We start from the raw sequence: 26686 nt of genomic DNA, 5'->3' as shown, positions 1-26686 counted from the left end.
GCTAGGGGCGGGAGGCGGGTGCGGCGGGCGGCCTCCGGCGGAGCAGGTACAGCGCGAGCAAGGTGAGCCACGCCCATCCGATGGCCAGCGTGAGGCGCTGCAGCAGGCCGCCGACCGGCATGAACACCGGATCCCGGGCGAAGCCCATGCTCGTGAGGACGAAGCAGCCCAGGAACGCGACGGCCGTCCCGGCGGAGTACCCCGCCCAGGCTCTGTGCCGCGAAACCCAGAACCGGTAGGCCAGCACGAGACAGGCGACGGGCAGTCCCAGGAAGACCAGAGCGGAGAACAGGTCGTGCAGCGTGCCGGACATGGTCTTCACCGGCACCATCGGGGTGCCTTCGGGATAGCCGTTGACGGGATCGGTGACGAAGACGCCCGCGCCGATCAGGCCGATGCTCACCAGGCCGATCAGCAGCGGCGCCCAGACACCGCCCCCGTAGCGGCGAACGGCCGGCCGCAGGCCGAACGAGAACGCGAGCAGCAGGGCCCCGGTGACCAGGAAGTTCGCGGTCTGCGTCCAGCCGGACGGCCCGATCGCGAGGGAGCTCACCGGATACCGCAGCGGGTCGTACCCCGCATGGCGGGTGGCCCCCTCCACCAGGAACGCCAGGACGAAGAGCGGCGGCCCGACCGCCCCGCAGGCGAGCAGCACGCGCTGGAGGGGTGCGGCCGGCCGGAGCGGCGTGGCCTCTCCCTGCCCGGCGACATCGGCATTGTCACTGCGCATCCGTCACTCCTGCCTGCCGGGCCGTCCACCGGAACTGGCCGGCCCTGCGCGGAAGGGGGTCCGCCGATGCCGGCGACACTCGCGGTGCTCAGCCTACGCAGCCTCGGTCGCCGGGGATAGCCTCAGCCGGCTGGAGCCGGTGCCGCGCCATTCGACGAGGGCTCAGCGGCCCCTGGGAGGTGGCATGCCGCCGGTGGGGATGCGCCAGGCCGGCGGCACACGGCGGACGCGGCGGGTCGAGCGCCACAGCCCGAACAGCCAGGCCAGGCCGATCACCGAGGTCAGGGCGAGCCCCGCCCAGTACAGGACGGTGAACGACTGGAGCTGGGCCGGGGTGGGATTGGGCACCCAGCCCTGCCGCAGCAGGTCCAGCTGGCCAGGCGTGCTGGTGAGCAGCAGCATGACGACCAACGCGATGGAATGCATGGAGTCCCACAGGGCGTGCAGTGCGGAGACCCCCAGATAGGTCAGCACCAGCCGGCCGGTGATCAGGAAATGGTCCCGGGTGCTGGCGCTGAACAGCACGCCGCCGAGGATCGCCGTCCACAGCCCGTGCCCGACCGGAGCGAGCAGCCCGCGCAGCACCTCGGTCTGCACCAACTGCATCAACGACAGCCCTTTGACGGTGAAGAGCGCGGTGAAGGCGTACCCGGCCGATTCGAAGGCGGCGAACCCGAAGCCCACGGCCGCCCCGAGGATCACGCCGTCGCGCACGGACTTGTCGGCCAGATGGCGGGTGAGGAAGGCCAGCGCCAGCAGCTTCACCGCCTCCTCGATCAACCCGACCCCGACGAACAGCCACGGCGAGGGGCGGAGCAGGTAGGACTCCAGGACGGACGCCCCGAGGACGCCCAGCACGCCCCCGGTGAGGAAGGTGCTGAACACCAGCGTCGGGGTCAGCTCCCCGGTGTCGCGGCGCTCGAAGGCCCACACGACGAAGGTCACGGGCACCAGGAAGCTGCCGAGCAGCACCAGGGTCGGGATCAGGTTGGGGTTGGCGGTCAGGAAGGTGATCGTCACGGTCAGCAGCCACAGCACCAGGCCGGTGAGCAGGATGCGCAGCCATGAACGCCGCGCGGGAGGTCTGAGGCGGGTGCCGGAGGTCGTCATCGGTCCTCCTCGTGCCGGGGCGGGTGACTTCGATCGGCCTTTACCCCTACCCCGCGCGACCGGTGGCAACCGGCCCTGACGGCAGGTGAGAACCGTTTCGGACGGCGGCCGGGCCGTGTAGGGACATTCCCCGGGGGTACGCCCGCCCATACGGGACGGTTTCGTGTCAATGTCGATCGATCGAGGGGGACGACATGAGCACACCATCCGGAGATGAGGAATCAGGGCGGCGCGTCGAGCGCGGCGGTGCCGGGGAGGCGGCCGGGGCGCCCTTGACCTCCGCGGAAGAGGAGGCCTCCGCGCGGCCCGGGGGCGCCACGCCAGGGCCGGACGAGGAGATCACCGACGCCGAGTGGAAGCGGTTGAAGGAGCTCAACCCCGACGACTTCGAGTGATCGCCCCGAGCCTCAGCAGGCGGTCCAGAGGCCGCCCTTGACCGGCCATCCGCCGTGCAGCTCGTCGAAAAGGTGCTCCCACAGCGGCATGACGACCTCCGGGGCGTAGTCGCCGGAGGTCATGGCGGCCGCGGCCCCCATCCGCAGCCGCAGGTCACGGTCCTCGACGAGGCGGAGCAGGGCGGCGGCCAGCCCGTCGACGTCCTCGGGCGGCACCAGGAGCCCGTCGGCCTCGTCGGTGAGCACGTCCGCCGGCCCGGTCGGGCAGTCGAAGGCGGCGATCGGCAGCGCATGGCTCATCGCCTCGATCATCACCATGGGCAGGCCCTCGAAGCGGGAGCTGAGCGCGTAGATCGAGGAGTCCGCCAGCTCGTCCTGCAGGTTCTTCGTGCGGCCCATCAAGGTGACGTGGCCGGCCATGCCGTGCTCGTCGATGAGCTTCCGCAGCGGGGCCTTCTGGGCGCCGGTGCCGAAGATGCGCAGCCGCCACTCCGGATGCCGGCGGGCCACCTGGCTGAACGCCGGGATCAGCAGGTCGAACCCCTTCTGCGGGACGAGCCTGCCCGCGGCCACCACGACGGGGTTCTCCTGGGTGGAGGGCTTGGGATCGTCGGTGTGGACGGCGTTGGGGATGCGGACGATCGCGCTGTGCGGCAGGAGGCGCTGGTATTCGATCCGGCTGGTCCTGGTCAGGGCGGCGATCGCGTCGAACCGGGAGTAGTACCGGGCGATCTCCTCGCGGACGGTGCCGGGGTAGGCGGCGAGGTTCATGTGCTCCTGCGCGACCCGGATCACGCTCTTGTGCGCCCGCCGGGCGGAGATGAGGTTGAGCGCCGGCCGCGTGGTGACCAGGACCCCGTCCCGCAGCTGCGAGACGTAGTCGATGACGGCCCGTTCGACGGGCTCGGTGAAGTAGCCCGCGGCGAACTCGCCGACCGGGACGATCTTGCCGCGCAGCCTCCGCCATGCCCGCCGGCCGAGCGAGTCGGGTTGGACGCCGTCTCGCTGGTCCACCAGCGCGGTCAGCCGGACGCGCGGGTCAAGGGGGAACTGGGGGTCGTCACGGCGGCGCACCACGCTCACGACCTCCACGTCGTGACCATACGCGGCCATCGCGCCGGCCTGGTTGAGCACGGTGCGGATCGTGCCGCCCATGCCGTACGCGTGCAGAATCAGGTAACGGATCTTCACGCCGATCCCGCCGCTCCGGGAAGGTAACCCCAGCTCGCGCACATCGGCCGTAGCGGCTCGGGGATCTCCTCCGGACCTGGAAGCTCGCGCCCTGGTTGGACGCTGCCGGAGCGGATCTTGTCCTTCCAGTCGCCGAGCCCCTTCTGCAGCACGCCGGGCTCGCCGTAGGAGAGCATCGCGGGATCCCAGGGAATGTCGAGGAACGCGCAGATCGAGCGGGTCTCCGGCTCGGGGGCCGAGGTCAGGTCCTCGTACCGCACGGTGAGGCCCGGCAGCGCGGCCCTGGCCCGCTGCACCGCCTTCATGTAGCGCAGGGCGTCGGTCGCGGCCTCCTCCGGGGTCCTCCTGTCCGGGCTGGCCTCATGCCAGGAGGTCGCGATGGACGCGGGGTGCCGGAGAAGGAAGACGAACCTGGCGTCGGGCCAGCAGGTGGCGATGCGCTTGTAGGCGAAGGCGTTGGCCGGGGTCTTGTCGACGATGAACCGCTTGCCGCTTCGCGCCAGCTCCCGGTGCAGCACACGGTCCCACAGCAGGTGCTCGAGGTCGGCCTGGTTGTGGCCGAGCGCCGCCATGGCCTTCTCCGCCAGCGGCGTGCCGAAGCCCACGCTGAGCCGGCGGACGTGCAGCTCGTGCGGAGCGTGCAGGTCGGGATGGGCGTTCAGCATCGCGCGCAGCAAGGTGGAGCCCGAACGCACCGGGGAGATGACGAAAATGGGGGCGGTCAGCAGCCGGTCGGCTCGCGGGTCCGCCGGAGGCCGGACCAGGTCGCCGGGGGCCGGGGCGGCGACTCCGGCCGGGACATGACCGGGTTTCCCTACCCGTTTGATCTGGATTCCGGTATACTTACTCAGGGCGCTGTGCATCCTCCGCTGCCACGTCATGCCGCAGCAGGCTACCTAGTTTCCCTGGCAATTAACTGTGAGCTACCTGAACATCACCGTGACGTCACGCGCGGCCTGCCGGCTCGACCGCCGGCGAGGCGCGAGGGCCCGCTCGCTCTCGCCAAGCTGTGCCCGCGCCACGGCCAGGCCGAGCTGGTTGGTCATCATCATCAGCACGGCGCGCTCCTCGACGCTGAAGTGCCGTCTCCGAGCGTGATCCGCTCCCCCTGCCGTGCTACCTCACCGCGCCCCGCAACGGTCTCCCGGCACGGGACACCTACAACACCACTGTATTGCCGCCCCATCTGCTAGGACGAGTGGTCGCCCTCCGGTGGTTCGCCACCTCGGTTTCCGTGGACCAGGATCGTGGATGCCGGGCCGTCGGGGCCGGTTGCCTCCTGCCAGCCTTCGGGCCATGATCGTCCGGTGCCGGGGACGGCCCGGGCCGTGGCCTCCCACAGGGCCGGGGTGGTGGCGAACGCGGCCTCCTGGAACGACGCCCCGCCGTCGAAGCGCGCCTGCCGGAAGACGGCCTCGTCCTTGAAGGCGGCTCCGCCGAAGACCGCGTCCCCGGCGAAGGCGGCCGCCCGGAAGAGCGCCCGGTTCTTGAACACCGTCCGGCTGAAGATCGCCTCCTTCTCGAACGTGACGCTCCTGAAATCCGCCCGGAGGGCGAAGACGGTCTCCCGGAATATCGCCCCCTCCTCGAACACCACATTCTCGAAGCCCGCCTTGTAGTTGGCGTCGCCCCAGGCCGCCTTGCCGGTGAAGACGGCTCCCCCGAAGACCGTCCGTCCCGAGAACGTGGAGCCGTCGAAGCGGGCCAACCCCTCGAACGTGACCCCGCCGAAGCCCGCCGCGCGCATGCGGCACTCCCAGAAATCGAGTTTCACGAGCCATGCGCTCGTCAGGTCCAGGTCCATGTCCGGCCAGAAGGCGGCGGGCGGCGACGGGTCGGACCTGCTCCAGCGCAGGTGGTTGCCGAGGATCCGCTGCGCCGTGGTGCGGACCTGCAGCTCCTGCGGGTCGATGAGATTCATGATCTCCTCCTCACGGCCGGCGAGGAGGAGATGCTCCGCCTGTTCCGCCGGTTCCCCCTGCGGGAATCCGGCCCGGATAGGAGGCATGCGGAGGTAGGCGCAGATCACGTCGACGACCGTCTGGCGGTGTTCGGGGTTGTTCTGGGCGACGCGCTCCAGGGCGTACAGCCCCGCCAGGCGTACGGCGGCCTTGTCATGCCCGAGCTGGTCGGTCGCCTTGGTGTAGAGCTCGGTCACGCGCTTCTCGTCGGCGTCGTACTGCTGGTAGGCCTGGGTGCGCTCCCCCAGCCACTGGCGGCGGACGCCGAGGAGGAGCGCCACCAGCCCGGCGGCGCCGGCGCCCACGGTCAGTCCGGTCTTCACGGCCTCCAGCCGCAGCTCGACGCGCCGTGCCGGGTCAGGGGCCGTGTCCGCGAGGTACAGCAGCACCGCCGTGGCGCTCCACATGGATACGACGATGAGCACGACGCCGCCGAGGACCCACCACCAGGACAGGACGCGCAACGAGACCCGGCCGGCGCTCCCGTCCAGGCCCCTGGCCAGGCCCATGCCCGTTCCGGCCAGCACCACGGCCGCAAGCGCGAGCACCCCGGACACCGGCACGTAGGCCACGATGTCGGGCGCTCCCAGCAGCCCCGCGAGGACCGCCCCGGCCACCGCCACCATGGCCGCGACCGTCGAGATCATGCCGACCGTCCTACGCTTCGCCCTCCACCAGCGCTGTCTCATGGTCGAACTTCAACACATACGCCCGGCATGCTCCAGCGGAACCGGGTGGACCGCCCGGCCCGGCGCCTCGGCACGACGCGGCACCGCCTGCCGCTAACGACAGGCAAACGATGCGCTGACGCGGCGACCGTCATGCTCAGGGGCCCAGGGAGCACGCGGGCTCAGCGGGCTCAGGGGGCCGGGCTCAGGTAGAGGGGGGCGGCTGTGGACGGGTGGGAAGCGGAGCTGGCTGGAGTTGCTGGGCCGGCGCCTGCGCGACGCCGAGGAGAAGCTCGTGGAGTTCAGCTCCTGCGACATGCTCGGGCGGGTGGTGCGGCGGCTGGTCGAGCTCGCCGGCCGGTTCGGCGCGCGGTGTCCCGCCGGGGCTGAGGATCACGCTTCCGCTGTCGCAGCAGGAGTTGGCCGGGTGGACGGGATCGTCCCGGATCGCGACCGCCAAGGCGCTGCGCGTCCTGCGTGACCGCGGCTGGATCGAGACCGGCCGCCGGGAGATCATCATCCGGGATCTCGACGCCCTCCGGCACCGCGCCGGAGCGGTGTCCGGCCGCCCGCTCGCCGAAGCGAACTGATCCGCCCCACGGTGGCGCACTCCCCTCCATCACCGGGCGCGCCCGTCGCGGCCGCTTCACCGGTGCGGTGCCCACGAACGTTCGCGGGCTTGTTCGCATTGGCGGAGCGGGCTCGGGATCGATCAGTGTGGGGGCGCGAGCAGGATGTCGACGACATCGCGAAGCGGGCCGATCAGATCGTCGGATGTCGCGTCGCGCAAGGGCTGCAGACCGACGGCGGACCGTATGACGGCGACGCCGACGCCCAGCGCGACCAGGAGTTCCGCCCTCAGCAGGCGTTCGTCGTCGTCCTGCGCCGGCCGCGTGCCCGAGGCTTGGAGCACCTGTCGGCTGAAGTCCTGCAGGGCCTGTCTGCGCAGGCTGTCCACCCCTTCGTCGCCGGAGACGCGCAACAACATCAGCACCGGGTGCTCGCCGAATTCCGGCCAGGCACCGGCCGACAATTGGTGGCTGAGGGCCTCGGCGAGGGCGGCACGGTCTCGGGGGAACTCGCCTGCACCCCCCGTCATGGATGTCCAAAGCGTCGTCGTCGACCGCTACCCCGATCCCGCCTACCTGCCGCGCCTGCGCGAGGCGATCGGCGCCGCCCGGGCGGGCGGCCTTCCCGTGATCTATGTGGTCGTCGGGTTCCGCTCCGGGTACCCGGAGGTCAGCACCCGCAACAAGATGTTCGGTGCGCTCCCGGGCACCACGGGAGCGGCCGGCGGCGGCCAAGCCACCCGGGCCCATCCGGACGTGGCACCCGAACCCGGCGACATCCTCGTCACCAAGCGACGCGTCAGCGCCTTCGCCGGCAGCGACCTCGACATGGTTCTGCGGGCCGGCGACATCGATCACCTCGTCCTCACCGGCATCGCCACGAGCGGCGTCGTGCTGTCCACCTTGCGCCAGGCGGCCGACCTGGACTTCGGCCTCACCGTCCTGGCCGACGGATGCCTCGACGCCGACCCGGAGGTGCATCGGGTGCTCACGGAGAAGGTGTCCCCCCACCAGGCGGATGTCACGACCGTGGCCGACTGGGTGGCGGCACGCTGACGGTGCCCGCACTCGGCATGGCGTCACTCGACCAGAACCGGGATGCGGCCGCGCGTAACCAACTCGTGGCCCGGTCGGCCGGCGAGGCCATGACCTCTCGCAAGGACGAACGACACATCCCGATGATCGGGACTCGGAACAGGCCCTAAGTAAGTGTCCCGCGCCAGAAATTCGTCGACAGGCGTCCTTGGGGGTCTGCTCCAGCGTCGCCACCACGACCTGCTCGACCTGGTCCAGGCTGATGGACGGCGGCCGGCCCGGCCGCTGCTCGTCCATCAGCCACTCCAGCCTCAGCCGCAGGAACCGGGTACGCCACTTGGACACCGTGTCGGGGTGGACCCGCAACTCCGCGGCGATCTGCTTGTTGTCCTTTCCCTCCGCGCACGCCAGAACGATCTGCGAGCGCATCGCCAGGACCTGCGAGGACTTCGCCCGGCGTGCCCATCGCTGCAACGTCGCGCGTTCCTCATCGCTCACCGTCAGCTCAGCCTTCGGCCGCCCCGTCCGGGGCCTGTCCAGCAGGGCGTCGGTCCCGCCTTGGGCAAAGGCGGTTCGCCACCGGCGGACCGTCGCCACGCTCATACCGAGTTCCCTTACCACCTGAGCATCGGTACCGCAGACGGACCTGGATGCCCCATACGCATCAGGATAAAAAATTATCGGACAGATTTCAGGCGCACAACACCCCAGAGCCCCCTCGGTTACGGTTTGTGTATGAGCGTCGCAGAAGGTAATGATTTCTCTCGCCAGCCGGCAGCAGTCGGACTACTGATCACCGACGAGGCCGGACGGCTCCTGCTCGTCAAGCCGACCTATAAACCGTTGTGGGAATTCCCCGGCGGAATGGTCGACGCCGGAGAGACCCCGTGGGAGGCCGCGGTCCGGGAGATCAAAGAAGAACTCGGCCTCGTCTGGACGCAGCCCCCGCGGCTGCTGTGCTTCGACTGGATGCGCGCACGTCCCGGGGAACCCGGCGGGCTACGCCTCATCTTCGATGGCGGGGTGTTCGACGAGGCAGCGCTGCCGCAGATCAGGCTCCCGCCTGAGGAGCTCAGCGAATGGAAACTCGTCGCGCTGCCCGACGTCGACGACTACCTGCCGCCGCAGCGAGCCCGCCGCGCCCGGGCGAGCATGTCCGCTCGCGCAAGGGGGGTCGCCTACCTGGAGAACAGCCACCCCACCTTGTGACCGCCGGGCCGGGTCACCCGGCCGCCAGGCTGTGCAGCGTCTCCCGGTAGTCGTTGAACGCCGGCGACCCGCGCTGCCCGGTGTTGGAGACGTCGAGCAGCTCGTGCGCACGTGACAGCACAAGAGGGGTCCGGTAGCCGGAGGGCGTGGCCATGAGGTGATGGGCCGCGAGCTGGTAGCCGCTGGCGAGGTCTCCCCCGCGGATGAGACACGAAGCCTGGTCGAGCCGGATGAGCATGGGGTTGACGTGTTCGGTCGCCGGATACAGCGCGAGCGCTGCCGTCTGGGCCTCTCCCGCCTCTTTCAGCCGGCCGATCGCGGTCAGCGTGGCCTCTTTGTGAAATGCCATCTGCTGCCGCGGATACCCGTAGATGGAGTTCTCCAGGTGCGCCGGCGGCAGCTTGTCGACGATCTCCTCGGCCTGCCGTAGCGCCTCCAGGGCGCGAGCCGCGTCACCGAGCCGGGCATAGGCGCGGGCCTCGGTCGAGGCGGCGAGGGCGGCGCCGGTGCAGGGAGCCTGCCCTGCCCAATGGCGCGCCTCGCCGGCTAGGGCGAGCGCGGTCTGCGCGGGCTGGTGATGGTAGAGGCTCACCGTCGCCTCACGCGCCCGCACCCACGATTTCAGGACCCGGTCGTTGGTCTCCTGCGCGGCGACCTGCGCTGTGGAGAACCAGTTGCGGGCGTGCCGGTGATGGCCGAGGCCGATGTGCGAGCGGCTCGCTCTGGCCGGCCGCCCGCACCTGCCACATGGTGAGCGCACCCGGCCGGGCGGCGGAGCCCGGCCTACAGCCCTGGAGTAGACGCGATGGGGTTGCAGCGAATCGTCTTGACGTGGGTCGCCACCGGCCGCGGCGGCGCCGAACGCTCGATCGAGGAGGTCGCCGAGTATCTCGCCCGGTTCGGCATGGACGTCGCCGTGGTGTGGTGGCGGCACGGCGACGGGCCGGCCTACCTGGGGACGCGCCCGGGCGTCGACGTCCGGCAGGTGGCCGACCTCGCCGGGTACCGCGCGCAGCTCGCCGCGGTGATGGGCGACGGGCACGGCACGGTGCTGGTGTCCACGCAGCGTACGGTCCTGGTGGACCTGCACCACGCCGGTGCCGCGCCGGTCCTGGCCGTCGTGCACGGCATCATTCAGCCCGATCATCCGTTGAGGGTGATCGACCCCAACAGCGGGGGCCTGGTGGAGTATCCGCCCGGGTCGTGGCCATGGGACCGGCTACACCGCGTCGCGCGGTGGGTCGGCATCAGCGAGGCCTCGGCCGCCTCGATCCGCCAGGCGGCCCCGCCCGGCACGCCTGTCGAGGTGATCCTCAATGGGCTGACCGTGCCGGCCGTCCATCCCGAGCGGGCGCCGCGCGGGCCGGTCCTGCGGGTCGCCGCTGTGGCGCGGGCAGTGCCCTGGAAACGGCTCGACCACATCATCGCCGCCCTCGCGCATCCGCTGCTCACCGGCCGGTCCCGGCTGGATGTGTACGGTGCCGAGGACAGCGCACACCTGCAACGCCTCGCCGACGAACTCGGCGTGCCGTTCACCTGTCACGGCTACGTCGACGAGCTGTCGGAGCACCTGTCGCGGGCCGATGTGCTGGCAGGCGCAGTGCTGGTCGAGGGGTTCGGGCGGTGCGTCGTCGACGCCGCCGGCGGCGGCACCCCCTCCGTCATGCCGAACGCCGGCGCCTGTCCGGAAGTCGTGCTCGACGGCATCACGGGCCTGTTGTACGACCCCGCCGACCCCGACGGGTTGGCGCACGCCCTGTACTGGGCGGCCGAGACCGACCCGGGCGAGCTCGCCGCCATGGGGCAGGCCGCCCGGCATCGGGCCCTGGCCTGGTTCACCCCGGGCCGATGCGCCACCGAATACCTGCACCTCGCCTATGAGGTGAGCAACCAGGCGCGTGCGCTGGTGGGGGCTGGCGCATGAGCCAGATCCCCCGGCTCGGCGACCTGGCGGGCCTGTCGGCGGATCCGTTCCTGACCGCGTGGGGCGTCGCGGCGGCGCTGGAGGACCGGCCGTTGAACCACCTGGGGGACTTCGCCGGCGACGCCTACGCGACGGCCCTGCACCGCGTCGGGCCGGGGCGGATCCATCCGACCGCGTCGATCTCGCCGCTCGCCAAGGTCAGCCCCGACGTGGTGATCGGCCCTGACGTCACGGTGCACGAGTACGCGACCGTGCGGGGGCACAGCGTGCTGTCAGCCGGCGTGCAGGTCGGCTTCGGCTGCGAGGTCACCAACACGGTGGTCGCCCAGGGCACGCGGCTCGCCCACCAAATCTGCGTCGGGTACAGCATCGTCGGGCAAGCCGTCCACCTGTCGGCGTCCGTGGTCGTCGCCTCCACGCACCTGTGGTGCACCGACATGGGGCACCCGGACCGGGAGGTCACCGTGCGGCTGGGCGACGGGTCGGTGTGCCGGACCGGGCTGGTGAAGTTCGGCGCCATCATCGGCGACCGGACCCGCGTCGGCATGCACGTCGCCCTCGGCCCCGGCCTGGTGGTCGGCGCCGACAGCGTGATCTACCCCGGTGTCATCGCGGCCGGCGCCGTTGTGCCGGCCGCGCACGTCGCCCGCCCAGACCCCGCCTCCGTCCGGATCACCCCGCGCCGCGACATTCCCTCGCCCACTTCCGCTCTTGAGGCCGTTGGAGGCCAACCGTGAAGTACACCGCCGAACGCCGCGAACTCCTGGCCCTGGCCGAGGAGCTGCAACGCTGGGACATGCTCAACCGTCCGGTGGGGCGCTCAGTATGCGTCTGCCCGACGGCAACATCCTCATGTCGTGCGCCGGGTCGGCGTTCCACCGGTGGAACCTGACCGTCAAGGACTTCATCGCCCTGACCCCCGCTGGTGACATCGTCGACCGGCCGGCCGGGCTCGGGGCGGCGGCGACCACCACGCACCTGGCGATCTACCGGAGGTTCCCCGACGCGAACGCCTGTCTGCACGCCCACTCCCCCTACAGTCTGGCGTTCGCCTCGCTCGGCCTGCCGGTGCCCTCGTTGACCAACCGGATGGACATGTTGGGCGAGGTGCCGTGCATCGCGGCCGACGACACCAGGATCAAGGCCGACTACCTGGCCAACCCGCGTCCGCTGCAACTGCCGGCCGGGATGAGCCCGCGCCCTGACGCTGCCGTGGTGAACCTGGAGCACATCGAACCGCAGATCGAGAAGGTGTTCGGCCCGCGGGGACACGAGCTGGCCCATCACGGGCTGGCGTTCACGTTGTACCGGCACGGGTTGTTCGCGTTCGCCAAGTCCGCCGACGAGGCGTTCGACAACGTCGCCCGCGTCGAGGAGGCCGCGCGCACCGCGCTGCTGCAGGCGGTGCTGGGCGGTGACAGCGGCCGTATCCAACTCGACCGGCTGTTCCCCGCGACCCTAACCCCTTCCGCCGGAAGACGACCGGACACATACCGGGGGCCGCCCTGATTCGCGGGCGGCCCCCGCTGCGTGTCTGCTTCAATCGCCGGGCACGCAACACCCGCCTACTGCCCAGACTCCGATCACGGAAGTGAGACCCGCGTGACCGACCGGCGAGGACCTCAGGTCATGGCCACCGACCGCCACTATTACCGCATCACCGGACAGCGTCCGCTGACCGGCACCGTGCAGGTGGCCGGGGCGAAGAACGCGGTGACCAAACAGATGGTCGCCACCCTGCTGACCAATCAGCCGTGCACCCTGACTGGTGTTCCGCGGATCGCGGAGGTCGGCATCGTGCTGGACATGCTGACCGAGCTCGGCACCGACGTGGAATGGCTCGACGACCAGTCGGTGCGCCTCACCACAGCGAAGATCACCAATCCGTCGTTGTCCGAAGCGTACTCGGGGGTCAACCGCATCCCGATCCTGATGATGGGGCCGCTGCTGCACCGCACCGGCGAAACCGTCGTGCCGCTTCCCGGCGGCTGCAGGATCGGCAAACGCCCGATCGACTTCCACCTGTCCGGGCTGCGCGCCATGGGCGTCGACATCACCGAGCAGATCCGCAGCGTGAAGGTCCGCGCCGACCGGATCCATGGCGCGCACATCGCTCTGCCGTTCCCGTCGATCGGCGCGACCGAGAACCTTCTGCTCGCCGCCGTCCTGGCCAAAGGCACGACGATCATCGACAACGCGGCCGTCGAACCCGAGATCATGGACCTGATTCTGTTCCTCCAGCAGATGGGGGCGCTGGTGTCGGTCGAGGTGGACCGCAGGATCGTCATCGAAGGCGTCGACTCGCTGCGCGGCGCCTCCCACAAGACGCTCCCTGACCGCATCGAGGTCGCCTCATGGGCGGCGGCGGCCGTGGCCACTGGCGGCCGCATCGAGGTCGTCGGCGCCGTCCAGGAGCACGTGACGACGTTCCTCAACCATCTGCGCAAGCTCGGCGGCGAGTTCGAGGTCACCCCTGGCGGGCTGGCGTTCTTCGCGGCCCGCGAGCTGTCGCCGATCCCGGTCGAGACCGATGTGCATCCGGGGTACATGACCGACTGGCAGCAGCCCCTGGTGGTGCTGCTCACCCAAGCCGACGGCGCTTCGGTCGTGCACGAGACCATCTACGAGGATCGTTTCGGATACACCCGGCAACTGAACACGATGGGCGCCAACATCGCCTTGCACACCGCGTGCCTGGGCGGCCGCGGCTGCCGGTTCGCGCTGCGCGACTACGAACACTCGGCCGTCGTCATCGGGCCGACCCCGCTGGTCGGCGGGCCGCTGGAGATCCCCGACCTGCGCGCCGGCTTCGCCTACGTGCTCGCGGCCTTGGTCGCGGAGGGCACCAGCGAGATCCGAGGCACCCGATACCTGGAACGCGGCTACGCCGACGTCGCGAGCAAACTGCGTTCCATCGGCGCTGACATCGAGATCGTCCCCGAGAGCTAGGCCACCGGCCCGGAACAACCCGGTGGCAGCGCAGCCGCACCGCAGGAGGATCTCGATGGGCCAGGAGCAGCGCGGGGCCGAGCAGGGTCGGCGGCCGAGACGGGCCGGGACGGTCGGCGTCGACTTCGACGGCGTACTCCACGCCTACCGGCGCGGCTGGGACGACGGCAGCATCTACGACGAGCCGGTCCCGGGGGCGGTCGAGAGCCTGCGTTCGCTGATGGAGCGGCACGCGGTGTTCATCCACACCAGCCGTGAGCCCGAGCAGGTCATGCCGTGGCTGGAAGGTCGTCGGAGCGTTCGCCGATGGCGATGGCCAGCCGCGTCTTGCCGGCTCCGCCCGGACCGGTCTGTCCCCTTCGACCATCGAGGACGTTCCGAGCAGGCGCACGCGTAAGCCGTCCATCGCGACCCCCGTCGGCATGACCCCCATGCGGCGCCCCGAGCGTAGCTTTCCCTCAGAGCCACGAACAGGTAATCATCCACATAAGCCGCAGAAAGCCAGTTATAAGTCATGAAAACGTTCAAGGCGCTCCGAATTCCGGGAATTCGGAGCGCCTTGAATTTCGGTGATGCCGAGGGCCCACCGGCCGGGACAGGCACGCGGCGGGGTCACGGGCACACCCCCGGCGCCCCACCGCGCCGCGCGGACCGTCAGGCCGGGACGACCTCGTACAGGATGGTGTACTCGGCGTGGTTCAGGTGGTCGAACGTCTCGAGCTGGACGCCGGCGCCCGACTCGCTAACACGGTCACTGTGTAATTCGAAACGTTCAGCCCCGTCGCTACCGTCCTCCGGCTCCGGCTCCGTCGGACACGGTGAAGGTGGCGTGCAGGCGGCGGGTGTGGTCCACCTGGCGGACCGGCCCGGTGAGCCTCACCGTCGCGGTGAGGCGCGGGTCGGTGCTGGAGGCGCCGAGGCGCAGTTCCAGCTCTCCCGGTTCGACGATCCGCCGGCCGTCGCGACCGGTGAAGGAGGTGACGTCGGCCGGGACGGTGACCCGCACGCGGCTCGACTCACCCGGGCCGAGCGGCACCCGCGCGTAGCCGATCAGCCGCTGGACCGGCTGCACCACGGAGGCGACGGGGTCGTGGAAGTAGAGCTGCACGACCTCGGTGCCCTCGCGGTCCCCGGTGTTGCGCACCCTGAAGCCCAGGCGCAGCTCGCCGTCCGTGCCGGTCTCCACGCCCTCGACCTCCAGGCCGGACCACTCGAAGGTGGTGTACGTCAGGCCGTGGCCGAACCCGAAGGCCGGCGTCGGGTCGATGTTGGACACCTCGCTGGCGTGGGCCAGCCGCGCCGACAGGTAGGTGGACGGATGCACGCCCGGCCGGCGCGGGATGCTCACCGGCAGGCGTCCGGACGGGTTGACCCGGCCGCTCAGCACACCGGTGATGGCCGAGGTGCCCTCCTGGCCGGGGAAGAACGACTGGACGATCGCGGCCGAGTCCTCCACGGCGCGGCCCAGCGCGTACGGCCGGCCGGCGAGGAGGGTCGTGACCACCGGCGTCCCCGTGCCGATGAGGGCGTCGAGCAGTTGCTGCTGCACTCCGGGGAGCGCCGCGGACTCCGCGTCGCAGCCCTCCCCGCTCGTGCCCCGCCCGAACAGCCCGGCCCGGTCGCCGAGCGCCGCCACGACGACGTCCGCGCCGTGGGCGACCTCGATCGCCTCGGCGAAGCCCGCGGTGCCGGGGCCGTCGACGGTGGCGCCGGGCGCGGTGACGATCTCGGCGTCGGGGAACTCGGCCGCGAGGGCCTCGCGCAGCGTCGGCAGGCCGATGCCGTTGGGCGCCTCGGGGTGATGGACGCCCACGTGGACAGGGAAGGAGTAGCAGCCGAGTACGGCCAGCGGGTCGTCGGCGTTGGGGCCGATGAGCGCGATCTTCCCCGGACTCCGCAGAGGCAGGGTGCCATCGTTGCCGAGCAGGACGATGGCCTGCTCGGCGATCCGCCGGGCGATCTCCCGGTTGGCGGCCGAGTCCAGGTCGATCGTCCCGCGCAGCGCCTCGGGATCGCTCAGGTCGGCGCCGGCCAGCCCCGCCGGGACGGGACTCCAGCCGGGGTCGAGCAGTCCGAGCTGCGCCTTCTGGACGAGCACGCGGCGCAGCGCGCGGTCGATCAGGGCCTCGGGGACCTCCCCGGCGGCGACCGCGTCCAGCAGGGGCCGCCCGAACGTCTTCACGGTGGGAAGCTCGACGTCCACGCCGGCGGCGAGGGCGGTGCCCGCGGCCTCGCCCCAGGTCCCCGCCACGCCGTGCAGCGTCTTGAGGAAGGCGACGCCGAAGTAGTCGGCCACCACCGTGCCCTCGAAGCCCCACGTGTCGCGCAGCAGCCCGGTCAGCAGCCACTCGTCGGCCGCCGCGGGCATCCCGTCGGTGTCGGTGTAGGCGTGCATGACCGATCGCACGCCGCTCTCGCGCACCGCCATCTCGAACGGCACGAGCATCACGTCGGCGCGCTCACGGGGTCCCATTGCCACCGGCGCGAGGTTGCGCCCGGCCACGGAGGCCGAGTAGCCGGCGAAGTGCTTGAGCGTGGCGACGATCCCCGCCGACTCAAGGCCCTGGATGTAGGCGGTGGCGATGGTGCCGACCAGGTAGGGGTCCTCGCCGATGGTCTCCTCGACCCGCCCCCACCGGGCGTCCCGCACCACGTCGAGCACGGGGGCGAGCCCCTGGTGTACCCCGACGGAGCGCATGTCGCCGCCGATGCGGCCCGCCATCCGGCGGATCAGCGCGGGATCGAACGTGGCCCCCCACGAGAGCGGCACGGGATACGCCGTGGCGCCCCAGGCGGCGAAACCGGCCAGGCACTCCTCATGGGCGAGGGCGGGGATCGCGAAGCGGTTGGCGCCGGCGATCCGCTCCTGGGTCCTGAGCAGGGACAGCGCGCCGATGGCCGGGTCCACGGGAGCCGTGCCGAAAGGGCGCGTCAGCTGCCCGAGGCCGTCCGGCAGCAGCGCGTCCAGGTCCACCTCCTCTTCCATGTCGTGCTGGTGTGGCGCGACCTCTCCACCCTCGCCCGAGGCGCCGACCCAGACGCCGAAAAGCTGTGCGACCTTCTCTTCCAAGGTCATCCGCGTGATCAGGGCATCGGCGCGGGCGCCGGCGTCCTGATCGGGGTCGTTCCCGATGGGGGTGGCTGGGTCTGTCTCAACGGCCACGATTCGAATCACTTTCCTCCGGCGCCCATGAGCCCCTGTACCAGGGCACGACGGGCGAACAGATATACGAGCAGGATGGGCACCATCGACAGGATCACTGCGGCCAGCAGCCCAGGGATGTTGATGCCGTACTGCGTCTGGAAGTCGTACAACCCCATCGTGATCAACTTTGTGGAGTTGGACTGGGTGAGGATGAGCGGGAACAGGAACCCGTTCCACGCCTGCAGCGCGGAGAAGACGGCGATCGTCGACAGCCCGCCCTTGGACAGGGGGAGGACGAGCTGGAAGAACATCCGCCGCGGCGTCGCGCCGTCGACCGCCATGGCCTCGAACAGCTCGGGCGTGATGTCGCGCATCACGCCGGACAGGACCAGTGTGGAGACCGGCAGCGCGAACGCGGCGGTGGGCAGGATGACGCCGATCAGGTTGTCGTACAGGCCGACCGTGCTGATGACGTAGAACACCGGGATGATCACGGCCTGGGCCGGGACGGCGAGTCCCAGCAGGAACAGCCGGAACACGGCCGAGATCACCTTGTTCCGGCTCCGCACGATCGCGTACGCGAGCGGCGGCACCAGCAGGAGCACGATGCCGACGACCGAGGCGGTGACGATGACCGTGTTCAGGTAGTAGTGCCCGAAGCCGCCGGAGAAGACGTCGGAGAAGTTGGACAGGGTGAAGTCGTCGGGGAACCCCAGAGGACCGTTCTGCCCGTAGCCTGACCGCGTCTGGACAGTGGCCATGACCAGCACGTAGATCGGCAGACCCACGATGAAGAGCCAGAGGGCCGATCCCAGGCCGGCGAGGTAGTTGGGGCGGCGCCTCACATGCCCTCCAGCGTGCTGCGCATCTTGTCGTAACCGGAGGCGCGCACCACGACCAGAGAGACGAGCGTGGCGACGACGACCAGGACGAGCGCGATGGCCGAGGCCGCGCCGAACTCGAAGTTGCGAAACCCCTTCTCGTACATGTAATAGGCGCTGATCATGGTGTCGGTCCCCGGGCCGCCCTGGGTCAGGATCAGCACGGTGTCGAACGTCGTCAGGCCGCCGACCACCATCAGGATCATGGAGGTGATCATGCTGTTGCGCAGCTGCGGCAGCGTGATGCTCCAGAACTGCCGGACCGTCGACGCGCCGTCGATCTCCGCCGCCTGGTACAGGACACGGGGGATCGCCCGCGCGGCGCCCTGGTAGATCAGGGTGTGGAACGGCGTGAACTGCCAGGTGCTCACGAAGGCCAGGACGCCGATGGCCGTGGCCTGCTTGCCGAAGAGGTTGCCGTTGCCGAACAGCCAGGACGCCTGTGCCGGGATGCCGAAGTTCGGGTCGAGCAGGGCCCGCCACAGGACGGACACCGCGGTCGCCGACAGCAGCAGCGGGATGAAGTAGATCGCCGAGAGGATCGCCCGGTTGCGCTGGTGCCCGGCCGCCCAGACGCCGAGCAGGACGCTCAGCGGCGTCTGGATCACGACGCCCAGCACGGTGAGCAGCAGGCTGAGCCAGAGACTCTTGATCATGATGGGGTCGTCGAGCAGCGCGGACCAGTTCTCGAATCCGACGAGCTCAGGCGAGCTCAGACCGTCCCACCTGGTGAAGGAGAGGACGGCGACGAGGATGAGCGGAACGATCGCGAAGAGACCGAAGAACAAGGTGGCGGGTATGGCCCAGGCGAAGCCCGGGCGGCCCATTTCGAGGCTGCCCAGGCTTTTCGTGCGCCGCCTGCCGCTCACAGCTGGAGCGATGGTCGTCATGTCGGTGATGGACCTCAGGCCGCGGGGAGGGCCTGCATGGCCTGGATGAACCCGTCGGCGTCGATCTGGCCGCTGAAGAACTGCTGAACGGCCCGGTGGATGGGCTCGATGCCGCTGGGCGGGTAGGCCTGGTCCCAGGAGAGCTGGAACGACGGCGCCTGCTTGACCAGGTTGAACTGGTACTTCAGGTAGTCGGGGTTGTCGGCGGCGTCCAGGAACTTCTCGGTGTTGGTCGTGGTCGGCAGGTTGCCGATGGCCAAGCTCGCCTTGACGAACTCGTCGGAGTACATGAGCTTCAGGAACTCGCCGACGGCCTTGGGCGTCTTGGTCTTCTTCAGCACCGAGTAGAAGTTGTTGGTGTTACCGACGACGTTGTTCGGGTCGCCCTTGCCGCCGGCGATGGACGGGAAGTTCGTGTAGCCGAGGTCGTTCTTCGCGAACTTCAGGTTGAAGTCCTGGATCGTGGCGTACTCCCACGAGCCCATCAGCTCGAAGCCGGCCTTGCCGTTTGCCAGCAGGGTGGGGGAGCCCTGGTCGGTGAACTTGACGGAGTCGAACTTGTCGCCGAAGGCGCCGGTGTCGATGAGCTGCTTCAGCATGGTCAGCGCCTTCTTGCTGTCCTCACCGGCCCATGCCTGCTTGTCACCGTCGAGGGCCTTCTGGAACAGCTCGGGGCCGGCGATGCGGTCGTAGGCGTACTCGAACCACATCAGGGTGGGCCACTGGTCCCCGCCGCCGAGCGCGATCGGGGTGACGCCCTTGGCCTTGAGCTTCTGTACCGCCGCGATGAGCTCGTCCCAGGTCGTGGGCGGGGTGACGCCCGCGTCGGCGAGGACCTTCTTGTTGTTGAACAGCATGACGGGCTGGGTGCCGCGCATCGGGACGCCGTAGGCCTTGCCGTTCACGCTCGCGCTGTTGAACACCGACGGCAGGAAGTTGCTCTTCAGGCCGGGGTCCTTGGCGATGTAGTCGTCCAGCGGCAGCAGCAGGTTCGCCCGCACGAAGGGGGCGATGCTGCCCCCGCCCCAGTTGAAGAACACGTCCGGGGCCTGGTCGGTGTTGATGATCGTCTGGAGCTTCTGCTGGTAGTCCGCGCCCGGAATGGTGTCGAGGACGGCCTTGACCTTCGAGGTCTTGTTGAAGGTGTCGACGATCTGCTTCTCCACCTTGTTGGTGGCGTCCCCGTAGACGAGGACATGGAACTGGCCGGATTCCTCTCCGGCGGGGGATGCGCCAGTGCCTCCGCTGTCGCTGCTTCCGCAGGCGGACAGGGAGAGCCCCAGAGCCAGCACCGCGGTACCGGTGACGGTGCGTGTGAACCGTGTCTTCATCGTGGAGCCTCTCGAAAGTTTCGAGTCCGTTTCCGAAAGTTGCCGTAATCGTGGACAGTAGAGGGCGTGGAGATCAGCGTCAACGGCCCTGCGGCACAGCTACCGAACCGTTATTCGCGCAGCGAGGCCGTGCCCGCATGAGCATGGGAGATGCCCGGCAGAGCACGGTTGGGGTTTCACCCGGAGGGATGGTACGAGCGGTCATGCCATCGCCGAAAACTTTCGGGAGACCGTAGGCATGCCGAAACACCGCGGGAACGAGGGGTGAGAGGCGGGCACTGCAGCCGTTCTCCGGCGGCCCGCGCAGGCGGCGCCCCCGCGGTGGTGCAGTTCGGGGGCGTCAGCTTATCGGCTTCCGCAAAACGTCGTGAAACCCACGAAATGCCTGATGGCACACCGTGGGAATGAGATCACCGGGCCGTCAGGCGAACAGCTCGACGAGGTCCTCGAACCGGATGACGAGGCCGGCCACGGCGAGGCCGGCGACGGCGGCGAGCGCGACGCCCGCGGCGTCGGCCGGGGAAGCGGCGGGCAGCGCGGCCAGGAGGAGTCCGAGCACGCCGATGGCGAGCAGGATCAGGTTGCGGACCACGTGACGCGGGCCCAGCCGCGCGTCCCCGGAGCCGAAGCACCGGCAGCGCACGGCCAGGCCGCGGCGCACCACGGTGAGCACGCCCGCGCTCAGCACGGCGAGCATGCCGCTCGCCAGGGCGAACCCGGCGAGCGGCGCGAGCAGCGTCAACGGCGGCGTGAGGAGCTCACCCGCGACGAGCGCCGCCGCCACCGGCGTCGTCCGCCGCACCAGCGGCTCCAGCGACCGGGCGAACCGGCGGAAGGCCGTGCGGGAGGCCAGCTTGCTCACCGCGGACCAGCCGAACACGGCGGCGAGCAGGACCTGGCACCCGATCTCCACATAGCCCGCCACACGCCCACCCGCCTGCCGCTCGCCGTTTTCCCGGGGTCCGGCGGGCGTCAGCTCGCCGACACGGAAAAGCTGTTGGTGCGGAAGTCCATCCCGCCGCTGTTTCGATGATCTCGTAGGTGTGGCCATCGCACCAGATGTCGTACGCCGTCGTGCGCGCGCCGCCGTTCGGGACCGTGACGTTGAAGCCGCGAGGAGCCACCGCGCGCACCCGTGAAACTTTCTGATGCCCCCCGGCTCGAGACCGAGACGCTCCCGGCCCGTGACCGAGACACCCCCGCGAACGGGAGGGTCTCGGCGGCCGGGATCCGGGCGTGCGGCGGCCGTGGCCGGGCATGGCGAGAGGGGCAGGAGGGTAGAGGGCAGGGGGCTGGAGGGCGAGGGCCGGTGGCGGCGATCCGGTCAGTCGATGACGTGCCCGTCGCCGAGACGGCCGATCCGCGACCGGCGGAAGTCCTGCAGGACGAACGTGCGCTGGAGCCAGCGGTCAGCCCCGTCGTACCGGGGACGGAACGCGGTGCGCCCGTGCAGCGCGACCCGGTTGTCCACGATCGCCAGGTCGCCCGGGTGCATGACCACCGTGTGCGCGACCTTCTCGCACAGCCCCCGCAGCTCCTCCAGCGCCTGCTCCGCGCCGGGCCCGAGCGGCTTGGTGGCGGCGAAGTCGACGCGGATGTCGGGGTCCTCGGGCGCCCCCGACAGGACCGCGTGCGGCGCGGTGCTCCCCCCGGTGCCGAAGGACGGCGGAGCCGCCGTCACGAAGTCCGGGCTGCTCAGCGCCGCCCTGCTCTCCCGGCTGAGCAGCGGCAGGACCTCCCGGACGCACGCCGTGCGCAGTCCGGCGACCCTGTCCCGGTCCGCTCGCAGGCACAGGAGCATGACGAAGTCCGGCCTGTAGGGGTGGAAGGCGTTCTCGTTGTGGAAGCTGAGCAGCACCGAGCCGGCGTTGCCCTGGAAGTCCTCCTTGCCCTGCACCGGCACGACGTCCTGTACGAGGGCTCCCGACTTCTCCGGCCTGAAGGCCACCGGCTCGCCGAGCTCGGCGGCGATCATCATGAGCAGCAGGGCGGGGACGGTGCCGAACCGCTGCACCGAGGTGCTCGTTCCCGGGGTGCTCGGCAGGGACGGCTCGTCGACGGGAAGGTTACTGATCAGCGCCGCGCCGCGCTCCCCCGACTCGCGGCGGAACTCCCGCAGCGTCCCGCGCAGGGACGCCGGCATGAGCATGGCGGCCTGCCGGCAGGCCGCGAGCATGGTCGGGTCGTCGATCCGGCCGCCCGGCACCTGACGGATGACCGTGCGGGCGATCGCCAGCAATTCATCGGCGTCCGCAGCGCTCAACCGGAGACTCCCGGTCGCGCTTTCCGCCGTTGCCAGAACTGTCAACTGACTCTCCTAAGAATAGCGCCGAAGCCACTCATAGAGCGTATTCAGTCGGTTTATGCGGGCGATATTGAATGGATTTCACGGGAAGAAGTCCGGCACGACGGCGAGGTCTCCCGAGCGGGTCGCGGCCTCGTGGACGAACTTGCCGACGGCCAGGTCCAGCACGCCGAGCCCGAAGGGCGAGAAGATCACCGGCCGGTCGCGGCGTACCGTCACCGCGCCGGTCATGACGTCGTGCAGCGTCCCGTCGACGAACGCCCGGTCGCCCGTGAGCTGCTGCGCCAGGTCCAGCGAGGTGCCCGCGCGCAGGCAGTGGTCCACGTCGTCGACGACGTTGGCGGCGTCCTTGATGATCTCCGGCGCGAGGTCGCGGAGCGACACGTGCAGGACGAGTGGATGGTGGGCCAGCAGGCTCGGGTCCGTCACGTGCGGGCTCCCCGCCACGGTGGCGAACACCACCAGGTCGCAGCTCCGCAGCAGATCCTCCGGACGGTCGTGGACCACCACGTCCTCGCCGGCGGCCCGCAGGTCGCCCGCGAAGCCCGCGGCGCGTTCGGGCAGCAGGTCGTGCACGCCGACCCGGTCGAAGGACCAGCCGGTGGCGGCGAAGTAGGCGTGGATGGAGCGCGCGATCAGCCCGGTGCCGAAGAACCCGACCCGGGTGGGGCGCTCCTGCCCGCGGGTGAGCCAGTCGGCCGCGAGGACGGCCGAGGCCGCGGTGCGCGCGGCGCTGATCAGGGAGGCCTCGAGGCAGGCGTACGGGTAGCCGGTGCGCGGGTCGTTGAGGATGAGGACGCCGGACGCGCGCGGGATGCCCTTCACCACGTTCGCGGGGAAGCTGGAGATCCACTTCACCCCGTCCACGGCGTTCTCCCCGCCGACGGAGGCGGGCAGCGCGATGATCCGCCCGGTGGGCCGGTCGGGGAAGCGCAGGAAGTACGACGGCGGGTTGACCGTGCCGCCCTCGCCGTGCCGCCGGTAGGCCTCCTCGACCAGCTCGACGACCTGCTTCTCCCGGCCGGACAGCACCCGGCGCACGCGGGCTCCGGAGAGCACGCCGAACGGCGGAACGTCGAGCCTTTCATCCGGCATGCTGGAGATCCTTTCCATAGGGCGCCTCGGCGGTGCGGGCGATGGCGCGCAGTGCGTCGATCACGTTGCCCTCGCCCCGGAGGGCGACGAGCCGGTCTGCGACCAGGTGGAACTCCGTGCAGCCGAGGATGACGCCCGAGCACCCGTAACGCGCGCGCAGGCGGTCGACGGCCGGCGCGATGTCCCCGAGGGCGCCGTGGCGCTTCATCCGGTACACCATCCGGTGCACCAGCTCCTGGTCGAGCTCCCCCGGCAGCGCGACACGGCCGGCCACGCGGTCCCACAGCGGCGCGTTCTCGAAGATCCGCGCCCGCCGCGTTCCCTCCGTGCACAGCAGGAGGAACCTGCCTTCGGCGTGGTCCAGCTCGGTCAGCGTGACGTCGACCAGGGAGGTCAGCCGCCGCCGTACCGCCGGATCGACGAGGGGGAGGAAGTGGTGGGCGGTGAAGCAGGCCATGACCAGCCGGGTCGCGCCACGCGCCAGCAGGTCCCCCAGCCGCAGGGTGAGGCGGTCGCCGATCTCCTGGGCACCCGGGCCGTCCACCGCCTGTGTGCGGTCGGGAAAGCCCGGATCGGAGTCGAGCAGGACCCGGGGCATGTCCTGCTCGTAGGAACGGAGGTTGGCGTGGTAGAGCGTCTTCAGAAACTCGGCCGAGGCGAGCGGCCCCATCCCACCGAGCACACCGAGAACATCCATTGGCGCAAGCTATAACCACGGCTTATCACCCTGATATCAGTAAGCCGCCCGATATCGGGGTGATAAGCGGTTCGTGCATATTCAGGTGGACTACAGAATGGAGTCCGCCACAATGACCGAGGTCATGATCGACGCCGTTCCGCTGGCGGACGGCGGGACCGAGCTCTTCGACTGGATGGCACGCATGCGGGAGGACCATCCCGTATGGCGCGAAGGAGACGGCGCGTACCACGTCTTCCGCTACGCGGACGTGGAACGCGTGCTCACCGACCACGCCACCTTCTCCAACGACATCAGCCGCATCAATCCCGAACTGGCCGAGATGAGCCAGGGGAACATCAACTCGATGGACCCGCCGGGACACGCGAAGCTGCGCCGCCTGGTCAGCAAGGCGTTCACGCCCCGGACGGTGAGCGCGCTCGCGCCCCGCATCGCGTCCCTCGCCGGGGGACTGCTCGAGGAGGTGGCGGAGGAGGAGTTCGACCTCGTCGACGCGCTGACCTTCCCGCTGCCGGTGATCGTGATCTCCGAGCTGCTCGGCGTTCCCGCCTCCGACCGGCACCTGTTCCGCACGTGGATCAACCGGATGCTGAACGCGCAGGGCATGACCGCGCGCGAAGGGATCACCTCGGAGTCGCCCGAGTACGCCGACCTGCTCGAGCAGGTCACCAAGGACATGGCCGACTACCTCCTCCAGCACTGCCGCGACCGCCGCCGCAATCCCAAGGACGATTTGATCAGCGCGCTCTGCTCCGCCGAGGTGGACGGCGAGCGGCTCTCGGAGGACGAGGTCGTCAAGTTCGCCGACATCGTGTTCATGGCCGGAAGCGTCACCACGACGCTCCTGCTGGGCAGCGCCGTGCTCTGCCTGGACCAGACCCCGGCCGCGATGGCCGCGGTCCGCGGCGACTCCGGGCTGATCCCCGCGGCGATCGAGGAGGTGCTGCGTTACCGCTCCCCCTTCACCACCGCCAGCAGGATCACCGCCAAGGAGGTGGAGATCGGCGGGGTCACCATCCCGGAGAACCGCATGGTCACGCCATGGCTGATGTCGGCCAACCACGACGGCCGCCGTTTCGCGCACCCTGACCGGTTCGACATCGGCCGTGATCCCAACCCGCACCTGGCCTTCAGCCACGGCATCCACTTCTGCATCGGCGCCCCGCTGGCGCGCCTGGAGAGCAAGATCGCGCTGGAGGCGCTGCTGCGCCGCTTCCCCTCGCTGGCGGTCGACCGCCGCGTCGAGATCGGCTACCACGAGCGGGGGATGTGGGGTCCGAAGAACCTTCCCGTCATCGCCCGGCCGAACTGAGGGACGACGATGTACGACGTGATCGTGGTCGGCGCCCGCTGCGCGGGGTCGCCGGCCGCCATGCTCCTCGCCCGCGCCGGGTACCGGGTGCTCCTGCTCGACAAGGCGCGCTTCCCCAGGGACACGCTGTCGACGCATTACATCCACCAGCCGGGTGTGGCCAAGCTGGGGCAGTGGGGCGTGCTCGACGACGTGGTCGCGACCGGCTGCCCGCCCATCGACCGCATCGTCTACCAGGTGGAGGACGTCCGCCTGGAAGGCTGCTCGTGGGGGGTCGACGGCCACCGCACGGCGTACGCGCCGCGCCGCCACCGTCTCGACCCCGTCCTCGCGGCGGCGGCCACCGCGGCGGGCGCCGAGTTCCGGGAGGGCTGCCAGGTCGAGGGCCTGCTGTTCGACGGCGACCGCGTGGCGGGCGTCCGCTGCACGACCTCGAACGGCCGGTTCGAGGAGCGGGCGAGGCTCGTCATCGGCGCGGACGGCATGCGTTCCACGGTCGCGTCGCTGACCGGCGCGCCGACCACGGTCGAGGACGACCGCAGGTCCTGCGTCTACTTCAGCTACTGGGAGGACCTGCCCGCGACCTTCGAGGTGTACGCGCGGCCGCACCGCCTCGTCGGCACGGTGCCGACGAACGACGGGCGCACGCTGGTCGGCGCGTACTTCCCGCAGTCGGAGTTCGACCGGATCCGCGGGGACGCCATGACGGCCTACCTGGAGAGCGTCCGCACCACCGCGCCGGAGGTCCACGAGCGGCTGCGCGCCGCCCGGCGGGCGGAACGGCTCTACGGGACCGGCGACCAGCGCAACTTCTTCCGCCAGGCGGCCGGTCCGGGGTGGGTCCTGCTGGGGGACTCCGGCTACCACAAGGACTCGATCGGGAACAGCGGCATCACCGACGCCTTCCTTCAGGTGCAGATGCTGGTCGACCACATCGGCGACGGCCTGCGCGACGAGGCCGGGCTGGACCTCGCGCTCGGCCGCTTCGGCAGGGACCGCGACGAGCACTTCCTGGGCCTCTACCACGGCACGTTGAAGGCCGCCGGGCTGGAGATCCAGCCGGAGCGGGTCACCATGCTCCGCGCGATCGCCGGCCGCCAGGATCTCGTCGACACCTACTTCGCCACCCTGTCGGGCGCCTGCGAGATCGACGACTTCTACACCGACGAACTGTTCGACGCGCTCGCCCTCGTCTGAGAGCGGGCGGCCGTTCCAGCACCGACACCGCCTGCCGTGGTCCTTGAGGATCTCCCAGGCCGTGGAGGCGGCGACCTTGATGCCGAGCGCGG

Annotated in this window: 27 protein-coding genes and 1 pseudogene; 11 read left to right on the top strand and 17 right to left on the bottom strand. The window is 70.3% G+C overall.

Features of this window, described 5'->3' with window-relative positions; all coding sequences use genetic code 11:
• Position 1: 1 nt before the first annotated feature.
• Positions 2 to 730: a DUF998 domain-containing protein gene (locus MYF83_RS06255; protein WP_248959218.1), complete on the bottom strand. Its 729-nt coding sequence runs from the start codon at positions 728 to 730 to the stop codon at positions 2 to 4.
• Between the two features lie 162 nt (positions 731 to 892).
• On the bottom strand, positions 893 to 1840 hold the full coding sequence (locus MYF83_RS06250; protein ID WP_248959217.1) for a PrsW family intramembrane metalloprotease: 948 nt from the start codon (positions 1838 to 1840) through the stop codon (positions 893 to 895).
• Positions 1841 to 2034: 194 nt separating this feature from the next.
• On the opposite strand from MYF83_RS06250, the gene MYF83_RS06245 reads away from it, so the two are divergent.
• Positions 2035 to 2235: a hypothetical protein gene (locus MYF83_RS06245; protein ID WP_248959216.1), complete on the top strand. Its 201-nt coding sequence runs from the start codon at positions 2035 to 2037 to the stop codon at positions 2233 to 2235.
• A gap of 12 nt (positions 2236 to 2247) precedes the next feature.
• On the opposite strand, the gene MYF83_RS06240 is transcribed toward MYF83_RS06245, so the two are convergent.
• The 4 genes from MYF83_RS06240 to MYF83_RS06230 form a co-directional block, all read right to left on the bottom strand.
• A complete protein-coding gene (locus MYF83_RS06240; RefSeq protein WP_248959215.1) occupies positions 2248 to 3426 on the bottom strand; it encodes a glycosyltransferase family 4 protein in 1179 nt (392 codons plus the stop codon).
• On the bottom strand, positions 3423 to 4289 hold the full coding sequence (locus MYF83_RS06235) for a sulfotransferase family protein (protein WP_248959214.1): 867 nt from the start codon (positions 4287 to 4289) through the stop codon (positions 3423 to 3425). The genes MYF83_RS06240 and MYF83_RS06235 overlap by 4 nt, the downstream gene beginning before the upstream one ends.
• Before the next feature lie 60 nt (positions 4290 to 4349).
• Positions 4350 to 4484, bottom strand: coding sequence for a hypothetical protein (locus MYF83_RS42455; protein WP_279339189.1), 135 nt, complete (start codon positions 4482 to 4484; stop codon positions 4350 to 4352).
• 131 nt (positions 4485 to 4615) lie between these two features.
• Positions 4616 to 6034 carry a pentapeptide repeat-containing protein gene (locus tag MYF83_RS06230; RefSeq protein WP_248959213.1) on the bottom strand — a complete coding sequence of 473 codons (1419 nt, stop codon included), beginning with the start codon at positions 6032 to 6034 and terminating at the stop codon, positions 4616 to 4618.
• A 440-nt stretch (positions 6035 to 6474) separates the two neighbouring features.
• Between MYF83_RS06230 and MYF83_RS06225 the strand changes: the two genes are divergently transcribed.
• Positions 6475 to 6645 (top strand): helix-turn-helix domain-containing protein, encoded by a 171-nt coding sequence (locus MYF83_RS06225; protein WP_248959212.1) that lies wholly within the window; start codon positions 6475 to 6477, stop codon positions 6643 to 6645.
• Between the two features lie 122 nt (positions 6646 to 6767).
• Here the strand turns inward: MYF83_RS06225 and MYF83_RS06220 are convergent, their stop codons facing one another.
• Positions 6768 to 7154, bottom strand: coding sequence for a TetR/AcrR family transcriptional regulator (locus MYF83_RS06220; protein WP_248959211.1), 387 nt, complete (start codon positions 7152 to 7154; stop codon positions 6768 to 6770).
• Between MYF83_RS06220 and MYF83_RS06215 the strand changes: the two genes are divergently transcribed.
• Positions 7153 to 7680, top strand: coding sequence for a cysteine hydrolase family protein (locus MYF83_RS06215; protein WP_248959210.1), 528 nt, complete (start codon positions 7153 to 7155; stop codon positions 7678 to 7680). The two genes, MYF83_RS06220 and MYF83_RS06215, sit on opposite strands and share 2 nt — an antisense overlap.
• Before the next feature lie 240 nt (positions 7681 to 7920).
• On the opposite strand, the pseudogene MYF83_RS06210 reads toward MYF83_RS06215, so the two are convergent.
• Positions 7921 to 8280 (bottom strand): annotated as a pseudogene (locus MYF83_RS06210) (helix-turn-helix domain-containing protein); the annotation flags it as partial.
• Positions 8281 to 8394: 114 nt separating this feature from the next.
• Between MYF83_RS06210 and MYF83_RS06205 the strand changes: the two are divergent.
• Positions 8395 to 8868, top strand: coding sequence for an NUDIX domain-containing protein (locus tag MYF83_RS06205; RefSeq protein WP_248959209.1), 474 nt, complete (start codon positions 8395 to 8397; stop codon positions 8866 to 8868).
• Between the two features lie 13 nt (positions 8869 to 8881).
• On the opposite strand, the gene MYF83_RS06200 is transcribed toward MYF83_RS06205, so the two are convergent.
• Positions 8882 to 9460, bottom strand: a complete 579-nt coding sequence (locus MYF83_RS06200; RefSeq protein ID WP_248959208.1) for a hypothetical protein — start codon at positions 9458 to 9460, stop codon at positions 8882 to 8884.
• Between the two features lie 213 nt (positions 9461 to 9673).
• On the opposite strand from MYF83_RS06200, the gene MYF83_RS06195 reads away from it, so the two are divergent.
• From MYF83_RS06195 to MYF83_RS06175, 5 genes are all read left to right on the top strand, one after another.
• A complete protein-coding gene (locus MYF83_RS06195; protein ID WP_248959207.1) occupies positions 9674 to 10792 on the top strand; it encodes a glycosyltransferase family 4 protein in 1119 nt (372 codons plus the stop codon).
• Positions 10789 to 11529, top strand: a complete 741-nt coding sequence (locus MYF83_RS06190) for a GlgC family sugar phosphate nucleotidyltransferase (protein ID WP_248959206.1) — start codon at positions 10789 to 10791, stop codon at positions 11527 to 11529. Before MYF83_RS06195 ends, MYF83_RS06190 begins: the two co-directional genes overlap by 4 nt.
• Complete coding sequence (locus MYF83_RS06185; protein ID WP_308201408.1) at positions 11417 to 12301, top strand: class II aldolase/adducin family protein; 885 nt, start codon at positions 11417 to 11419, stop codon at positions 12299 to 12301. The genes MYF83_RS06190 and MYF83_RS06185 overlap by 113 nt, the downstream gene beginning before the upstream one ends.
• A gap of 93 nt (positions 12302 to 12394) precedes the next feature.
• Positions 12395 to 13741 carry a UDP-N-acetylglucosamine 1-carboxyvinyltransferase gene (gene murA / locus MYF83_RS06180; RefSeq protein ID WP_248959204.1) on the top strand — a complete coding sequence of 449 codons (1347 nt, stop codon included), beginning with the start codon at positions 12395 to 12397 and terminating at the stop codon, positions 13739 to 13741.
• A gap of 55 nt (positions 13742 to 13796) precedes the next feature.
• A complete protein-coding gene (locus MYF83_RS06175; RefSeq protein ID WP_248959203.1) occupies positions 13797 to 14138 on the top strand; it encodes an HAD family hydrolase in 342 nt (113 codons plus the stop codon).
• Between the two features lie 387 nt (positions 14139 to 14525).
• On the opposite strand, the gene MYF83_RS06170 is transcribed toward MYF83_RS06175, so the two are convergent.
• The 8 genes from MYF83_RS06170 to MYF83_RS06135 all read right to left on the bottom strand — a co-directional run bounded on the left by MYF83_RS06170 (position 14526) and on the right by MYF83_RS06135 (position 24085).
• The gene (locus MYF83_RS06170) at positions 14526 to 16904 is read right to left on the bottom strand and encodes a beta-xylosidase/alpha-l-arabinosidase (RefSeq protein ID WP_248959202.1); all 2379 of its coding nucleotides are present in this window, start codon (positions 16902 to 16904) and stop codon (positions 14526 to 14528) included.
• Positions 16905 to 16912: 8 nt separating this feature from the next.
• Positions 16913 to 17731 carry a carbohydrate ABC transporter permease gene (locus MYF83_RS06165; protein WP_248959201.1) on the bottom strand — a complete coding sequence of 273 codons (819 nt, stop codon included), beginning with the start codon at positions 17729 to 17731 and terminating at the stop codon, positions 16913 to 16915.
• Positions 17728 to 18657: a carbohydrate ABC transporter permease gene (locus tag MYF83_RS06160; RefSeq protein WP_248959200.1), complete on the bottom strand. Its 930-nt coding sequence runs from the start codon at positions 18655 to 18657 to the stop codon at positions 17728 to 17730. Before MYF83_RS06160 ends, MYF83_RS06165 begins: the two co-directional genes overlap by 4 nt.
• Before the next feature lie 14 nt (positions 18658 to 18671).
• Complete coding sequence (locus MYF83_RS06155) at positions 18672 to 19988, bottom strand: ABC transporter substrate-binding protein (protein ID WP_248959199.1); 1317 nt, start codon at positions 19986 to 19988, stop codon at positions 18672 to 18674.
• A 421-nt stretch (positions 19989 to 20409) separates the two neighbouring features.
• The gene (locus tag MYF83_RS06150; protein ID WP_248959198.1) at positions 20410 to 20913 is read right to left on the bottom strand and encodes a MauE/DoxX family redox-associated membrane protein; all 504 of its coding nucleotides are present in this window, start codon (positions 20911 to 20913) and stop codon (positions 20410 to 20412) included.
• A gap of 399 nt (positions 20914 to 21312) precedes the next feature.
• Positions 21313 to 22251 (bottom strand): clavaminate synthase family protein, encoded by a 939-nt coding sequence (locus MYF83_RS06145; RefSeq protein WP_248959197.1) that lies wholly within the window; start codon positions 22249 to 22251, stop codon positions 21313 to 21315.
• A 123-nt stretch (positions 22252 to 22374) separates the two neighbouring features.
• Positions 22375 to 23388 carry a 2,3-diaminopropionate biosynthesis protein SbnB gene (gene sbnB / locus MYF83_RS06140; protein WP_248959196.1) on the bottom strand — a complete coding sequence of 338 codons (1014 nt, stop codon included), beginning with the start codon at positions 23386 to 23388 and terminating at the stop codon, positions 22375 to 22377.
• Positions 23378 to 24085, bottom strand: a complete 708-nt coding sequence (locus MYF83_RS06135) for an aspartate/glutamate racemase family protein (protein WP_248959195.1) — start codon at positions 24083 to 24085, stop codon at positions 23378 to 23380. Before MYF83_RS06135 ends, sbnB begins: the two co-directional genes overlap by 11 nt.
• Positions 24086 to 24197: 112 nt before the next feature.
• Here MYF83_RS06135 and MYF83_RS06130 point away from each other — a divergent pair, with 112 nt between their 5' ends.
• Both MYF83_RS06130 and MYF83_RS06125 read left to right on the top strand, forming a co-directional pair.
• Positions 24198 to 25397, top strand: coding sequence for a cytochrome P450 (locus MYF83_RS06130; RefSeq protein WP_248959194.1), 1200 nt, complete (start codon positions 24198 to 24200; stop codon positions 25395 to 25397).
• A 9-nt stretch (positions 25398 to 25406) separates the two neighbouring features.
• Positions 25407 to 26594: an NAD(P)/FAD-dependent oxidoreductase gene (locus MYF83_RS06125; RefSeq protein WP_279339187.1), complete on the top strand. Its 1188-nt coding sequence runs from the start codon at positions 25407 to 25409 to the stop codon at positions 26592 to 26594.
• The last annotated feature ends 92 nt before the right edge of the window (positions 26595 to 26686 follow it).

It is taken from the genome of Sphaerisporangium perillae, assembly GCF_023276435.1.
Lineage (GTDB): Bacteria > Actinomycetota > Actinomycetes > Streptosporangiales > Streptosporangiaceae > Sphaerisporangium > Sphaerisporangium perillae.
The sequence above is the reverse complement of the archived record's forward strand: the minus strand, read 5'-3'. Positions and strand labels throughout refer to the sequence as shown.